Source organism: Mycoplasma struthionis, assembly GCF_003855455.1.
Taxonomy (GTDB): domain Bacteria; phylum Bacillota_I; class Bacilli_A; order Mycoplasmatales; family Metamycoplasmataceae; genus Metamycoplasma; species Metamycoplasma struthionis.
In genome coordinates this window covers 94,165-111,824 of sequence record NZ_CP034044.1, presented here as the reverse complement: position 1 = coordinate 111,824, position 17,660 = coordinate 94,165, and the positions used below count along the sequence as shown (strand labels likewise).

The window sequence follows — 17,660 nt, the reverse complement described above, 5'->3', positions numbered from 1 at the left end:
AAATGATTTATCTCCAAATGCTTTACAACAAGCAAAAAACGAAATGACTAATTTAGTTTTAGATAATGGTACAAAAAAACAAGATTTATTGAACTTAGCGAAAGCAAAAAATGATGCTATTAAAAATTTTGATTCTAATTATCCTAATTTACAAGCAAACAAAAAAAATCATCAAGATGCAATAGAAGTACTTGACTCAGTTAAAAAAGTTCAAGAAAAAACAGTCGAATTGCAAAAATTAAATGCTAAGGAAGAATTAGCAAAAAAAGTTAAAGAAGCTCAAGATTACTTTGATAATAATCAAAACATTTTTAATGCAGCAACCTTGTCAAAACAAACTGCATTTTCTACAGCACTTCAAAATGCAAAAGATGTTGTTTCTCCTACAGCAACTTTACAAGAAGTACAAAAATATGAAGAATTAAAAAAACAATTAACTGACGCTTTAAATAATATATCAGCTAATAATGTTTTAAATGATTTAAGAGAAGCTTTAAAAGAAAAGGTTAAAAAGTTTATTCCTCCTTTTATTCAAGAGCAAATCGATAAATTGGTAAAAAAATTAGATGAGCCTGCACTTAACACATTAGACTTATTAAATCAAGAGTTTAGCAAAATTGAAGAAGTTAAAAATAATGCAAATACTGTGCAATCCTTATCAAAATTAAGTGAAAAAGCAAAAACAGATTCAATAAATAATTTAATTTCAAATATAAACAATAATGTAGCTCAGTTAGATGATATAGCTTTAGCTAAAAAGAAAAACGAAATATTAACAACTTTAGATAATGGTGTAGTTTATCCTAATCTAAAAACTAATGAAGAAAAAGATCAAGTGGAAGCTTTAAATTCACTTTCTAACGCGCCTGCATTACTTGAAAAACTAGCAACCAAAAATGAATTATTGAATCTTGATAAAAAAATACAAGCTGCGCAAGATGTATTATCTAAAAACGGTGCACAAATACAGAGAATAAATCCTGCAGGTAAACAAGATTTAGAAAATGAAATAACAAATGCAACTAATTTAAAAACAAAAACTCCATCTGCAACAAAACAAGAAATTTTGGACAAAATTAAGTTGCTTGATCAAAAAATGGATGCAGTTTCACAAGAAAAATTAATTAGAAAATTAAGAGAACAAAAAATCCAAGAAATTACTAATGCACAGCCAAATAATATATCTCAAAGCAATCTACAAAAATTAATAGACAAAATTGAAAACCCAAGATTAAGTACAGAAGATGAAATTAATGATGCGTTTTCAAAAGCAAAATATGCAAAAGATAAATTACAAGAAATAAAACAACTTAGTTCTTTAAGCCCAGATGCACAAAATAATTTAGAAGAAAAAATTATAAATGCAGCTGGAAATAACAGTTTGGTAGATGAAATAAAAAATGTAGCTATTAAACAAAATACTTTATTGCAAAATTTTGATTCAACATATGACAAATTGAATAAGCAAAATGAAAGATCAGATATTGAAAGCTTAAATTCATTGCAAGAATCAACAAATAAAGAAAAAGAATTAAAATCTAAAAATTCAAAAATAAAACTTCAAGAAATTGTTGATCAAGCGAATGCAGCAAAACAAGATACTGGAATTTATTCAAAAGCTGAGGACACAAAACGAACATCATTTGATCAAAAGCTTCAAGAAGCAGAACAAGCATTGCAAGGGGATCTAAAAGATTCAAAGGTTTATGATGATTTAGCTAATGGCTTAAAACCAAAAATTGACGATGTTAAACTGCCTACAGTTTTAAATTATCAAAAACAACAGGCAGAAGCGCTTATTAATACATACCAACCAGTTCTAACATCAGATCAAGCTCAAAAATTAAAAGAAAAAGTAAAATCAGATACAATAAAAGATTTAAATCAATTAGACAATGAATTAAATAAAGTCAAAGATGTAAAAGAAAAGATTGATGAAATTAACTTATTACAAACATTATCTAATGATGCAAAACAAAAAGCTTATGGCAAATTAATCGATCATTATGGTGATACTTCTAACCAAGCTTTAGATTTACAATTAGCAAAACAAAAAGATGAATTATTAAAACAAATACAAGATAAACAAAATCCTTATAATAATTTAAATTTAGATCAAAGTATTAGAACAGAAATAGAAAATGCAACTGATTCTAACAAATTAGATGAATTAAAACAAAAATATGCAATAAAAAATAGAATTGAAGATCTAAAAAAATTAAAAGATGAATCTGAACAATACAAAAATACTAATTCTAATGAATTAACCGAAGCAGATCCAGAAGGTAAAACAGAATTAGAAAAACAAATAACTGAAGCTCAAAATATAATAAATAAAGGTGACTTAAATAAATTAGCAGAAGTAGAAAATAAAATTTCAGAATTAAAAAATGCTTACGATGCAGTACAAAAAGAAAAATATTTAAAGAAATTTAGAGATAAAAAAGTCCAAGAAATTTCTAAGTTTAACGATGTTTTATCTGGCAATAATATAAGAGATTTAAATGCAAAAGTTACTGATCAAGGTCATAACACAGTAGCTTTAATAAAAGCGGAATTTGAAAAAGCTAAAAAAGTTCATGAAAATGCACAACAATTAAATAATAAAAATGAATTAAGTTCATCAATTATAGAAGCGGCAAAAAATAATCTTGTATCTAATTACGATAATCAACCAAAACAAATTGAAATTGTTAAGACAATTAACGCAAAACAAGATTTATTAGCAAGTTTTAATTCAAAATATCCAAACTTATTAAAAGCTGATAAAAAAAAACAAATTGAGAATTTAGATTCAGAAGACGCTGTTAATAAATACAAACAAGAATTAGAAAAAGAAAATGCAAAAGTAGATTTAGAGAATAAAGTAAAAGAAATTGATACATATTTAGCACAAAATCAAGAGATTTACAATTCAGCTGACCCACAAAAAAGAGAAGAATTTAACAAAGCTTTAGAAGCTGCCAAAAATGCTTTAAAAGAAACTACTTTTAAAAATAAAGAAGATTATGAAAATCTAAAAAAAGCATTAGTAGATAATTTAGTTTCTGTTCAAGAGCCAGCAGTTGTTACTTATCAAAAAGATCAAAAGAAAAACTTAATTTCTTCAATGTCTGAATTCGAAAATAATCAAAAAGATCTTTTAGAAGCAAAATATGATGATACAAATCTAAATACTCTTCAAAAAATTAATGAAGTGTTTGCAAAAGTTGAAGCGACAAAATCTCTTTCAAATCAAATTAAACAATTACCTAATTTAAGCCCAGAAGATCAAAAGAAAGCTATAGATAATTTAATTAGTCATTTTGGAGATAATTCAGCACAAACAAATGATTTTACATTAGCACAAAAAATCTCTGAAGTATTAGGTACACTAAATACAAACAATTATCCATTTTTAACTTCTGAAGAAATAAAAGATTTAACAAATAAAGTTAAGAGTGCAGATTCTTTAGATAAATTAGTTAACGTAGTTGTAAAAGAAATTGAAAATACCAATAAATTAGAAGAATTAAAAATTAAAAAACAACAAGCCGAAAATTATAAAACTCAAAATCCAAATGTTTTAAGAGCAGCAAATCCAGAAGATGTTAAAGAATTGGATAAAATTTTAGCTAAATCGCAAAAAGATATAGCAGCTGGTCAACAAATTGGAAAAGATACTTTTGAAGAAGATATAAGAAAAATTAATGAAGCTTTAGCAAAAGTAAGTGCTGATAAAGTTTTAAAAGAATTAAAACAAAGACAAACAGCTGAAATTAATAGTTATGATAATTTATTAACTCCGAGCGATATAAATAATCTAGCTTCTGCAATTAATGATTTAAATATCGATACTGTTGAAAAAGCTAATGACAAATTTGCAAAGATTCAAACAGTAAAACAAAAAGCTCAAGAAATTGAAAGCTTAGATCAATTAACTCCAACAGAAAAAACAAAATTAAAAACACAACTAGTAAATAATTTGGCTAACCCAACAGAACAACAAAGATTATTAGACTTAGGAAATTCAAAAAATAAATTATTAAAAGATTTAAATAATTCTAACTGACCTAAATTAACTAAAGCACAATATCAAACACAAATTGAGTCTTTAAACACTAAAGAAGAAGTTGAAAATTATAGAACTCAATTGGATAAAGATAATGAAAAAGCTTTATTAGATGAATTAATTAAAGAAATTGAAGATTATAAAAAATCTAACCCTACTGTTTTAGGAAATGCAAATGAATTAGATAAAACTACTTTAGATAATTTAATAGCAAAAGCAAAAGCAGATACAAGTAACCCAAACAATTTACCTTCAAAAGAAGAAATAGCTCAAAAAATTGCAGATTTAAAAGAAGCATATAATAAAATTAAACGTGACTATGTAACAAACTCTTTAAGAGAAAAAATAAACAAAGAAATTGAATCATATGGTGATTTAAGTTCACAAGATCAAAATGCTCTTAAAAATCAAATAACTCCAACTTTTGCTCCTAAATTAGAAGACTTGTTAGAAAAACAAAAAGAAAATCAAAAGATTGTAGCAAAAGCTAAAGAATTAAAAAACTTACAACATTTAAGTTCAAATAAAATAAATGAAGCAATTACTAATTTAGCAAATGCATTTGGCAATGAACAAAATCAAAATAATATAGTTTCATTAGCAAAAGCTAAAGATGCAGCTATAAATAATTTAAGTGAATTAAATGGGCTAAGAGTTCCAACTACAGCAATTCAAAACTTCACAGCAAACATTTCTGATAAAGACACTATAGCAAACTTAGAAGCTTATAAAGAGCAAACTGAAGCAGCTAAAAAAGCTGCAGAAGCAATTTTAGCTTCTAAAATAGATCCATCAAGTCAACAATTATTCTTAGATAAAATAGGAGAAGATAAAGCGCAAAATGATGCATTAACTGCTCATATACCTAAAGTAAATGACTTATTAGATAAAATAAAAGCAGCAGGAATTTCTGAAACTGTTAAAGATTCATTAAAAGATGAATTATTCCATTTAAATAATTTTGCAGACATAACAAATGTAGAAGCAAAATTGGAATCAGAAAAACAAAAAGTATTATTAGATCAATTAATAAAAGAAGTAGATAATTATATTCAAACTAATCCAAATGGATATAAATATGCTCCGCAAGAGGCTAAAGATGAACTTTTAGCTGAATTAGCAGTTGCAAAAGAAAAGATTAAAAAGACGCCTTTACCTTCAGCTGCTGATTTATTGAGATCATTTAATGATTTAAATAACAAATATACTAATGTTAAACCTGAAGCTACAATAAAACATCTACATGCAAAAATAGAATCAGAAATTGATCAAAATCAAAAACTTTCTCCTGAACAAAATACTTTATTAAAATCAAAAATTACTCCTATTTCTGATAATAATTTAGATAAATTGGTTCAAGATATAGATAAAAAAGACGAAGTATTTAACAATATTAATAAATTAGATAAATTTAGACACTTAGATCCTACTCAGGTTGAAGACTTTAAAAAACAATTAATTGATGCTTATGGTAATACGAATAAACAGCTAGAAATTTTAGAATTAGCAAAACTAAAAAATCAATTAAATGAAAAAGTAAAAAGATATTCAACTATACCAGAACCTATAGCAAATGAATTAAAGAAAATTATTAATGATGAAAATGATATTAATAAACTAAAAAATGATGTAGCTCAACAAATTGAAAAAGTAAAAGCAGTAGCTGATCAAATTGCAACTTCAACTATTCCTGATGATAAAAAACCTAGATTAGCTGCTAAACTAAGTGTAAATGAAACTAAAAACACAAAATTATCTAATTTAGTAAAAGATATTGAAGCACAATATCAAAAAGCTTGAGTTTCTTTAGTAAATGAAGAAAAGAAAAATGCATTAAAAGAAGAGGCTTTAGCATTAGACAACCACGAACAAGCAGAAACTTTATCTAAGAAAATAGATGCAGAAAATGAAAGAGTTCTATTAAATGAGTTAATTGCTTTAGTAAAAGCTTATCCTCAAGATGAACCTATTGTTTATGCTAATGCTGCACCTGAAGCCAAAGCCGCTTTACAAAAAGAATTAGAAGCTGCAATGGCTTTGACCGCTACAGAACCAGTAGTAAAAATAGAAGATTTAAAAGCAGCTAAAGACAAATTAACAAAAGCATTTGCAGGTGTAGAAAGAGCTGCAGTTACAGAATATGTAAGAAATAAATATAATGAAGAAATTGCTAGTCATAACTTTGACGAAACTGTTACTGAGGCATTAAAAGAAAAAATTAATAATACAAACTCACCTGCTTTAGAAAATTTAATTGAATAACATGGTAAAATTCGTGGTATTTCTGAAAAAATTAAATTTGTTAATAATTTAGAAAATATTACTGGAGCGGCTGAGGATAAAGTAGAAAGAGCTTTATTAGATAACTATAATTTACCTACTAAACAAAATGATTTAATAACCTTAGCTAATAAACAAAATACAACTATTGATAATATAGAAAGTTACAAAAATATTCCAGAAGACGTTAAAACACAATTAAAAGGTTTAACTCTTGTAGCTAAATCAGTAAACCCTGATGTTGATAAAGTTAATGCTGATGCTTTATCTATTAAAAGATCGGCAGATAAAATTAGTGATTCATTAATTCCAGAAGAAAATAGAAAACGTTTCTATGATAGAATTTCAACTAATTTATTAAATAATAATTCATTGGAAAACTTAGTAGCATCAGTTGATGATAAAATAGTAGATTTAAATAACTCAATAGTTTCACCAGAAAAAAATCTAGAACTTAAAGCTATTCTATTAAACGTAAATAATGAAAAAGATGTAGAGGAATTTGCAAAACTTCTAGATTCAGAAAATGAAAAAGTTCGTTTAGATAAAATAATTAAAGAAGCAGATGAATTTTTAGCTGATGGTGAATTTGACATTAATTTTGCAAATATTCCACAAATACAAAATTTAAAATCTGTTTTAACAGAATCAAAACAAGCAACTTTTGAAAATCCAATTAAATCTGCTAAAGATTTAAAAGCACAAAAAGAAAAATTAATTGAAGCAATAAATAATGCTAAAATGGCATCTGCTATTAAATTAGTAAGAGATAAATTAAAAGCATTAATTAATAATGAAAGTAGTTTATCAGCGCCTTTAAAAGAACGTCTATTAGACAAAATCAAACCACAAAATGCTCCTGGTTTAGCTGAATTAGCTAATAGTGAAATATTATTAAATCAAATTATTAATAATATAAAAGAAGTTAAAAATACAGCTTTACTAGATCAAGATAAAGAAAGATTAGCTAACAATTTAATTGATAATTATTCAGATAACGCAAAACAAAAAGCTTTAATTAATTTTGCAAAATCTATAGATAATAATATTAAAGAAGCAAAATCTAATTTAGAAAACTTAAATATTCCAAATGATGTTAAAGATAAATTAATTTCAAATCTTTCATCATCATTTGATGAAGATAGTTTAGCAAAAGCTAAAGAACACATTCTTTCAGCAAAAGATTTAGAAAACTTCATTAATGATTCAGTATTTATTCCTGAAGAATCTAGAGATTTATTAATGAGAAAAATATCTTAAAATAAAACTAATAATGAAAACTTAAAAACATTAATTAATGATTTTTCAGGTTTAATTAAAGAGGTAAATAATTTAACTTTACCAAAAGCTAAAAAAGTTGAAATCGCTAATGAAATTTTATCAAAAGCTAATTTAGAAGAAGCTAAAGCTTATTTAGAATCAATTAGCTGAAAATTCAACTTAGAACATGAAGTATTTAATAATGTTCCTAAAACAATATTAGATGAATTAGGTGGTTCTGATAAAGATGTAGCTATTGCCGAATATCTAAATAATCTAACAAAATTAAATATTAATAATTTATCAAATGCTAAATTAAAAGACTTCTTTAACGAATTTAAAAAATTAGATACCAAAATTCAAAGAGATCTATTTATTAAAAAATACGTAATTCAAGATGAATATGAAAAAGCAAGCACAGCTAAAAAAGCAAAAGACTTTTGAATATGAATTATTCTAATGTCTATAACATCAGCTTTAATATTCTTAGGAATTATTGTTTTAGCAAAGAAAAAAATAAGAAGAAAACACAGAGCAATCGATAAAGATAAAGAAAATAAATAAAATTATACGGAAAATTCAAGTAGTTTCTACTACTTGATTTTCGTTGTTTTAAAAAAATAAGGCAAAACAACAAAAAAACTCTTTCTTGCACAAAAAAACGCAAAAAAGAGCATTTTTGTTGTTTTTTTAGTTTAAAAGTTAAAAAAGAAAAAAATTTTTTTATTTTTCTAATGGCTGTTACTTTTTTTATTGTAGTATATATATATATATTGAGAAATGTATATATAAAAGCATTTTTATACATACAAAAAAAGGAAAGCATTTTTATGAATAATACTAAAAAATTATTATTAAGCTCAGGAGCTATTTTTTCTGCAACAATAGCTTCTGCTTTAACTTTGTCTTGAGTTAATAATAATCAAGACAAATTAGTTAATAGTCCAAATGCGTTATTGGACTATTTAAACAAACAAAAATTCAGTTATGATAGAGAAGGAAATTTAGGTGGGTTAACTGAAAAACAAGTTTCAGAATTTGTTAAAAAAATTAACGATTTACAAAGACTAAGTTTATCAAAAGAAGATTTAGAAAACAAATTAAGATTAATTAAAAATGAAATTGATAAAACTTTTGGTTTAATGACTCAAGCATATAGCTCATTTTTAAATTACAGTTTTGGTGATGGTTTTTGAAAAAATGAAATTGCATTTAGAAATGAAAAAAATGCAATACAAAAACAATTAGCAAATGATTTTGTTTTAAGTGTTTTTAAAAATGGTTATTCTTTAGACACAAATAATTTAAAAGCTTCATTAGCCTTATCTATGGAAGCTTTTAAAAATGAATTTAAAAATAGCTTAGAAAATTCTGAAATTAAAGATTTATATAATTCAATTTTAGAAAATGAAGAAAAAAACCAAAACAACACTTTAAACCAAATTTTATTAGTTTATTTAGGTTCTTTAGATTCTAACACTCTTAAAGAAAATTTAAATGCAAGTGTTTTAGAAAACATAACTTCTTTAAATAACCTAAATAAAGAATTAATTTTTACATTTGCTGAAGCTTTTTTAGCATTTAGTGCAAAAGAAATAAAAAAATCACCAACATTTTTAAACTTATTAGATAAAAACAGTCAAAACCAAGTTTTTGATATCCTAGACTTTATTAAAAATACAGATAGAAAACTATCTTCAGTTTTATCATTTAATTTTTCAATTCAAAATAACGGAATTAATGAATTTAAAGACAACGTTAATAATTTAAAAAATGCTATAAAAACAAATTTAATTAAATTAAATGAATTAATTACTAAATCAGAAAACAATTTATTAAACGCAAGAAATGAATACAATAAAACTATCGAAAGTAATGCAGATAGAGATAGTTTACTTTCAAAAGCAAGTAATTTTACAGTGGTTGCTGAGTTTGCTGCTAATGCTAATGAACAAGCCAAAACACAATTACAAAATAAAGTAAATGAAATTGAAAGATATAAAACCGATGCTACAAACTCTAGATGGTATGCTTTGGCCTATGAAACAGAAAAGCAAAAACTAGATGGTTTGTTGCAAAAAGCCAATGTTTTATTAAAAGATTCTGCAGTGCACCAAGCAAACGAATATAATACTATTCTAAACTCTCTAAATGCAACAAACGGACCTTGAGATAAAGTTCAATCAAATTGAGTAATTCAAAATCAAAAAGACATTTTAAGAGCAGAAATACCGAAATGGCCGAGTTTAGAACAAAATCAAATAAATAACCTATTAAATGCAGTAAGAGATTTTGATGTTCAAAGTAATATAGATCAATTAATATTAATGATAGATACTTTTAAAAAAGTAAAAGATCAAATAGAAAAAATGTCCAAAATGACTGTTCTTAACAGAACTCGTCTTAATGAATCTAGAAATAGAGTAACAGAAAACGTTTTTAATGAATCAGAAAGAGATGCAGCCTTTAAATTTGCAGATGATAGAGTTAAATTTATTAATAAAGTAAATACATACTTAGATATACCCGTTAGAAAAAGGGAAGCTTTTATAAATGATGTTAATAAATCAGAAAAAGGTTTTATTTCTACACAAGATGAAATAAATAGACATTTTGAAGTATTAGAATTAGCAAATAAACTTTCTAAGCGCATTAATACAGATCCAAATATACCTAGTTATGCAAGACCAAATTACCATAATCACGTTACTAGAGTTTTAAATCAGTTAAAAGAATTTGAAAAAAACATTGATAGCAGCATAAATGAACTTAAAAAAATTTCAGATGCTGATATATCTCAAGAAGCAAGAGTTCAGTTGTCAAAAGAATTAGCAGATAAAAAATATCCAATAGATTGGCCTTCAGTAATAAACAAAATTCCAAATGCTGAAGCTAGACACCACTTAGATGAAAAAGAAAAAGAAATTTCTAAATATATTGCGTCAAATGCAAATTTATATAGTTTAGCAGATCCAACTATAACTGCAGAATTGCAAAAAAATATTGCTTCTGCAAAAAGTGAAATTGCTGAAAGAGTTGTAGTAAATCCAAGAAGAAACACAACAGCCTTAAATATTAAAGACGCATCAGTATATAAAGCTATAGAAGATAAGTTAAAACTTGGTTTTGATAACATACAAGAACCTGCCGTAACAGAATATCAAAAAAATGAGTATACAAAAATAATTGATAATTGGTCATCTGTTTTTAATCCAGAACAAATAAAAAAACTTAAAGAAAAAATTAAAGATTCTTCTATCACATCAATTGATAAATTAAATGAAGAAAAAGCTAAATTAGAACATGTTAAAAGTGAAGCAGAAAAAGTTAGAAATTTAAGTAGTTTATTGAGTGATGAAGAAAAAAATAAAGCAATTTCAGCTATTATAGAAGCAAAAGATAGCCGTGTTGATCAAGCCGCAAATGTAGATCTTGCTAATAAAAAATTACAATTAATTGAAATATTAGAAAATAAACAACAGTTTCCTAAATTAGAAAAAGTTAATTATATTAAAAAAATAAACAATGCAACTACTCTTTCTCAATTAAATGAAATTGAAAATAATTTTCCAAGAGATAATAGTTTTGAATTGTTAAAAGAAAAAATTTCTTATGCAAATAATTATATTAATGAAAATAGAAATTTATTAGATGAAGCCACACCAGAATCAAAACAAAATTTAGAAGAAAAAATTAGATTAGGTCAGGCTGATGTCGATGCTGGCGTAGATTCTCATAATAAACAAGTATATGATGATCATATTAGTAAAATAGATGAAGCATTAAACTTAGTAACAAAAGATAAACTACTAAATGCATTAAAAGAAAAATTAATAAAAGATCTTAAGGCTATTGATCCTCAATTGGACCCATCAAATGATGCAAAATTGAATAATTATATAAAAAATGCTCAAGATGAGTCTGCAATAAGACAAGCTTTTGAAAAAGCTAAAGCTGTAAAAAATAATGTTAAAGAATTAAATAAATTAAGTGAATTATCACCACAAGCATTATTAAACGCTCAAAATGATCTAGCAACTGCTGTAGGCGATAATGCAAATCAAACTAATATTTTAGATTTAGCTAAAAAGAAAAACGAATTATTATCTAATTTTGACAATAATTATCCAAACCTAGTTAAAGATAAAGCAAATCATAAAAATGCAATTGAAGCACTAGCTGATTCGGGCCAAGTTGAACAAAAGAAACAAGATTTAGAAAAATTAAATTCTCAACAAGATTTAGCTAATAAAGTTAAAGAAGCTCAAGAATATTTTGATCAACACCAACCTATTTATAAAGCTGCTACAACTGACAAACAAAATGCTTTTGATTTAGCATTGCAAAATGCGAAAAATGCTACAAATTCTAGTGCAACTTTAAAAGAAGTTCCTGAATATAATCAACTAAAACAAGAATTGCAAAACGCTTTGGATGCAATCTCTGAAGCAAATGTTTTAAAAGATTTAAGAGATGCTTTAAAAGAAAAAGTTAGACAAATGACTCCTCCATTTGATTCAACTCAAATTCAAACATTAGTAAATAAATTAGATAATCAAACATTAAATACTCCTGATTTATTAAATAAAGAATTTGAGAAAATTGAAAATGTAAAAAATAATGCTGTTACAGTAAAAGCTTTAAGTCAATTATCACCTACTGCTTCTACTGATACAATAAATAATTTAATTACAAACATTGATGATCAAGCAGCTCAATTAACTAACGTTACTTTAGCTGAGAAAAAGAACGAAATTTTAACTACATTAAATAATCAAACAACATATCCAAATCTAAATAAAGCTGAAGAACAAGCTGAAGTTGAAAAACTTGCTTCTATTTCAGATGCACCTGCTTTATTGGAAAAATTAGCAACTAAAAATGAGTTAAAAAATTTAGAGAAAAAAATACAAGCTGCTCAAAATGTTATAACTCAAAATGGTGAGCAAATTGGTAGAATCAACCCAACAGGAAAACAAGAATTAGAAACAGAAATTAATAATGCTAATACTTTAAAAGCACAGAAGCCTACTCCAACTAAAAAAGAAATATTAGACAAGATTAAATTATTAGATCAAAAAATGGAAGCAGTTTCACATGATAATTTAATTAAAAAGTTAAGAGAGCAAAAAATAAAAGAAATAACTGATGCTCAACCTACAAATATTTCTTCAAGCAATTTACAAAAATTAGTTGACAAAATACAAGATCCGAGATTAAGTACCGAACAAGAAATAAATAGCGCCTTTAATAATGCTAAAAAAGCAAAAGACGCAATTTTAGAAGTACAAAAACTAGGACAATTAAGTTCTCAAGCACAAACTAATATAGAAAATAAAATAGTAAATGCTACCGGAAATGATCAATTAATAAGCACCATTAAAGATGTAGCTACAAAACAAAATGAATTGTTAGCTAAATTTGATGGAAATAGTGCATTCCCTAAATTAAGTAAGCAAACAGAACAACCAAATATAGAAGCTCTTGATAGTGCAGAGGCAGTTGAAAACAAAGAAAAAGAATTAAAAAATGAAAATGCTAAACGTAAACTTCAAGAAATAGTTGAAAAAGCAAGAGAAGCGCAAAGAAACAATGACGTTTATTCAAAGGCAGAACCAAATAAAAAATTAGAATTTGATCAAAAATTAAGAGAAGCTGAACAAGCGTTACAAGGAAATTTACAAGAAGCTAGTGTTTATGACAAATTAGCTGTTGATTTATCTAATAAAACTGAAGATGTTAAATTACCTGCTGTATTAAAACACCAACAATCCGTGGCTGAACAATTAATTAGTAGTTATTCACCAATGATGACTCAACCACAAATAAACAGTTTAAAGGCGAAAGTAAAAGATGCTAAAATTCAAGACCTTCAACAATTAGAAGCTGAGTTAAATAAAATTAAAAAGGTTAAAGAAAAAGCTGATGAAATTAACACATTAACAAAATTATCTACTGCTGCTAAACAAGAGACTTATAATAAACTAATTGAACATATAGAGGACCCTTCTAAACAAGATTTAGATACTGACTTAGCAAAACAAAAAGATGCTTTATTAAAACAAATAGGAGCTAAAAAAAGTCCTTATAACAATTTAACTTTAGATTCTACAATAACTAGTGAAATTGAATCTGCTAAAGATGCAAATGCTTTAGATGCTTTAAAACAAAAATATGCTGTTAGAAATAAAATAGAAGAACTAAAAAAATTGAAAGAAAAATCTAGTGATTATAAAACACAACATTCAAGCGATTTAGATGAAGCTGATCCTGATGGTAAAAGCGAACTAGAAAAACAAATAAAAGAAGCAGAAGCTATTATAGCAAAAGGTGAATCTAATCAAATAACTGATGTTGAAAGAAAAATTACTGAATTGCAAAATGCTCTAGATGCAGTTCAAGTAAACAAATACTTGCAAAAATTTAGAGATAAAAAAGTTAAAGAAATTTCTACGTTTAAAGATGCATTATCAGGTACCAATATTAATGATCTAAATGCGAAAGTTAATGACAAAACTCATAATACTATAGCTTTAATAAAAGCTGAATTCGAAAAAGCCGAAAAAGTACACGAAAATGCTAAACAATTAGATGCTAATAATGAATTAAGCCCATCAACAATTGAAAAAGCAAAAAATGCCTTGGTTTCTAATTATGGTGTTGAAAATAATCAAAAAAACATTTTAGATACTGCAAAAGCTAAACAAGATTTATTGTCTTCATTTGATAAAACGTATCCAAATTTAGTAAAAGCAGATAAAAAACAACATATTGAAGGTTTGGTTGATGTTACTGCTGTAAATCAATATAAAAATGAATTAGAAAAAGAAGATGCTAAAAACGATTTAGATAAAAAAGTTAAAAAAATGGAAGCATATTTAGCAAAAAGTAAAGATGTATATGATGCTTCAGATCCTCAAAACAAAACAGCTTTCGATAAAGCATTAGCTGATGCAAGAGCTGCTTTAGCAAACCCAAATTTAAAAACTAAAGAAGAATATAAAAATTTAAAAGATGCTTTAGATCAAAAATTAGTAGGTGTTCAAGAAGCTGCTGCTGTTACTTATCAAAAAGGTCAAAAGAAACAAGACATTCAAAACAGTACAAATGAATTTGATCATGATCAACAAGAAGAATTAAAAGCTAAATACGATGCACAAGACGTTACAACTTTATCAAAAGTAAATGAAGTTGCACAAAAAGTAAATGACACAAAACAATTAGCTAATCAGATAAAATCATTACCTAATTTGGATGGTGAAACACAAAAACGTTTAGTAGACAAATTAATAGATCATTTTGGTGACAACGCCGAACAAGCTAATGATTTAAAACTAGCACAAAAAATTTCAGAAGTTTTAGGCAAATTAAATAAAACAACTTATCCATTTTTAACTGATGAAGAAATAAACCAATTAACAGAAAAAGTTAAAAAAGCAGATTCCTTAGATAATCTTGTAAATAATATTGTTAAAGAAATTGAAAACACTAATAAATGAGAAGAATTAAAAGCTAAAAAGAAACAAGCAGAAGATTACAAAGCACAAAATCCGGAAGTTATAAAGGCTGCCAATCCAGCTGATGTTCAAGAATTAGAAGCAATTTTAAATAAATCACAACAAGATATAACAACAGGTCAACAAGTTGGAAAAGATACATTTGAAGAAGATATAAGAAAATTAAATGAAGCTTTAGCAAAAGTAAGTGCAGATAAAGTTTTAAAAGAATTAAAACAAAGACAAACAACAGAAGTAAATGGATACAATAACTTATTAACTCAAGGTGATATAAATAATTTAGTATCTGCAATTAATGATATAGATGTAAATACTGTTGAAAAAGCAAACAATAAATTTGCAGAAATTCAAGCCTTAAAAGCAAAAGCTCAAGAAATTGAAGATCTTGAACAATTAACTCCAGCAGAAAAAACAAAATTAAAAACACAATTAGTAAATAATTTAACTAATCCAACAGAACAACAAACAACAGTTGATTTAGCAAAAGCAAAAAATAAATTATTAAAAGATTTAAATAATTCTAACTGACCTAAATTAACTAAAGCACAATATCAAACACAAATTGAGTCTTTAAACACTAAAGAAGAAGTTGAAAATTATAGAACTCAATTGGATAAAGATAATGAAAAAGCTTTATTAGATGAATTAATTAAAGAAATTGAAGATTATAAAAAAGCTAACCCTACTGTTTTAGGAAATGCAAATGAATTAGATAAAACTACTTTAGATAATTTAATAGCAAAAGCAAAAGCAGATACAAGTAACCCAAATAATTTACCTTCAAAAGAAGAAATAGCTCAAAAAATTTCAAATTTAAAAGAAGCATATAATAAAATCAAACGTGACTATGTAACAAACTCTTTAAGAGAAAAAATAAACAAAGAAATTGAAGCATATAGTGATTTAAGTTCACAAGATCAAAATGCTCTTAAAAACCAAGTCACAGAAGCTTCTGCTCCTAACTTAGAAGATTTATTACAAAAACAAAAAGAAAATCAAAAAATTGTAGAAAAAGCTAAAGAATTAAAAGGTTTACAACATTTAAATACAAATAAAGTAAATGAAGCAATTACTGGTTTAGTTAATGCATTTGGCAATGACGATAAACAAACTGAAATAGTTAATTTAGCTAAAGCAAAAGATGAGGCAATTAATAATTTAAGTGAGTTAAATGGTCTAAGAGTTCCAACTACAGCAATTCAAAACTTCACAGCAAACATTTCTGATAAAGACACTATAGCAAACTTAGAAGCTTATAAAGAGCAAACTGAAGCAGCTAAAAAAGCTGCAGAAGCAATTTTAGCTTCTAAAATAGATCCATCAAGTCAACAATTATTCTTAGATAAAATAGGAGAAGATAAAGCGCAAAATGATGCATTAACTGCTCATATACCTAAAGTAAATGACTTATTAGATAAAATAAAAGATGCTAAAATTCCAGTAGATGTTAAAGAAAACTTGAAAAAGGAATTATTTAATTTAAGTGATTTTGCTGACATAACTAATGTAGAAACAAAATTAGAATCAGAAAAACAAAAAGTATTATTAGATCAATTAATAAAAGAAGTTGAAAGTTATATTCAAACTAATCCAAATGGATATAAATATGCTCCACAAGAGGCTAAAGATCAACTTTTAGCTGAATTAGCAGTTGCTAAAGAAAAGATTAAAAAGACACCTTTACCTTCAGCTGCTGATTTATTGAGATCATTTAATGATTTAAATGATAAATATACTAATGTTAAACCTGAAGCTACAATAAAACATCTACATGCAAAAATAGAATCAGAAATTGATCAAAATCAAAAACTATCTCCTGAACAAAATGCTTTATTAAAATCAAAAATTACAACAATTGCTGAAAATAATTTAGACAAATTAGTTCAAGATATAGCTAAAAAAGACGAAGTATTTAATAATATTAATGAATTAGATAAATTCAGACATTTAGATCCTGCTCAAGTTGAAGACTTTAAAAAACAATTAATTGAGGCTTATGGCAATACAACCGAACAACAAAGAATTTTAGATCTTGCTAGAGCTAAAAATCAATTAAATGAAAAAGTAAAAAGATATTCAACTATACCAGAACCTATAGCAAATGAATTAAAGAAAATTATTAATGATGAAAATGATATTAATAATTTAAATAATAAGGTTTCTCAACAAATTGAAAAAGTAAAAGCAGTAGCTGATCAAATTGCAACTTCAACTATTCCTGATGATAAAAAACCTAGATTAGCTGCTAAACTAAGTGTAGATGAAGCTAAAAACACAGAATTATCTAATTTAGTAAAAGATATTGAAGCACAATATCAAAAAGCTTGAGTTTCTTTAGTAAATGAAGAAAAGAAAAATGCATTAAAAGAAGAAGCTTTAGCATTAGACAACCACGAACAAGCAGAAGCTTTATCTAAGAAAATAGATGCAGAAAATGAAAGAGTTCTATTAAATGAATTAATTGCTTTAGTAAAAGCTTATCCTCAAGATGAACCTATTGTTTATGCTAATGCTGCACCTGAAGCAAAAGCTGCTTTACAAAAGAATTAGAA

Annotated in this window: 4 protein-coding genes; 3 read left to right on the top strand and 1 reads right to left on the bottom strand. The window is 25.8% G+C overall.

The annotated features are described in order from the left end of the window. Positions 1-43: 43 nt before the first annotated feature. Together EGN60_RS00360 and EGN60_RS00355 are read left to right on the top strand one after the other, a co-directional pair. Positions 44-6,313 carry a hypothetical protein gene (locus EGN60_RS00360; protein WP_124724128.1) on the top strand — a complete coding sequence of 2,090 codons (6,270 nt, stop codon included), beginning with the start codon at positions 44-46 and terminating at the stop codon, positions 6,311-6,313. A gap of 390 nt (positions 6,314-6,703) precedes the next feature. After that, a complete protein-coding gene (locus EGN60_RS00355) occupies positions 6,704-7,591 on the top strand; it encodes a hypothetical protein (protein ID WP_124724127.1) in 888 nt (295 codons plus the stop codon). A gap of 149 nt (positions 7,592-7,740) precedes the next feature. Here the strand turns inward: EGN60_RS00355 and EGN60_RS00350 are convergent, their stop codons facing one another. Beyond that, positions 7,741-7,947: a hypothetical protein gene (locus EGN60_RS00350; protein WP_124724126.1), complete on the bottom strand. Its 207-nt coding sequence runs from the start codon at positions 7,945-7,947 to the stop codon at positions 7,741-7,743. A 474-nt stretch (positions 7,948-8,421) separates the two neighbouring features. Between EGN60_RS00350 and EGN60_RS00345 the strand changes: the two genes are divergently transcribed. Further along, on the top strand, positions 8,422-17,658 hold the full coding sequence (locus EGN60_RS00345) for a hypothetical protein (RefSeq protein WP_124724125.1): 9,237 nt from the start codon (positions 8,422-8,424) through the stop codon (positions 17,656-17,658). Positions 17,659-17,660 lie beyond the last annotated feature (2 nt).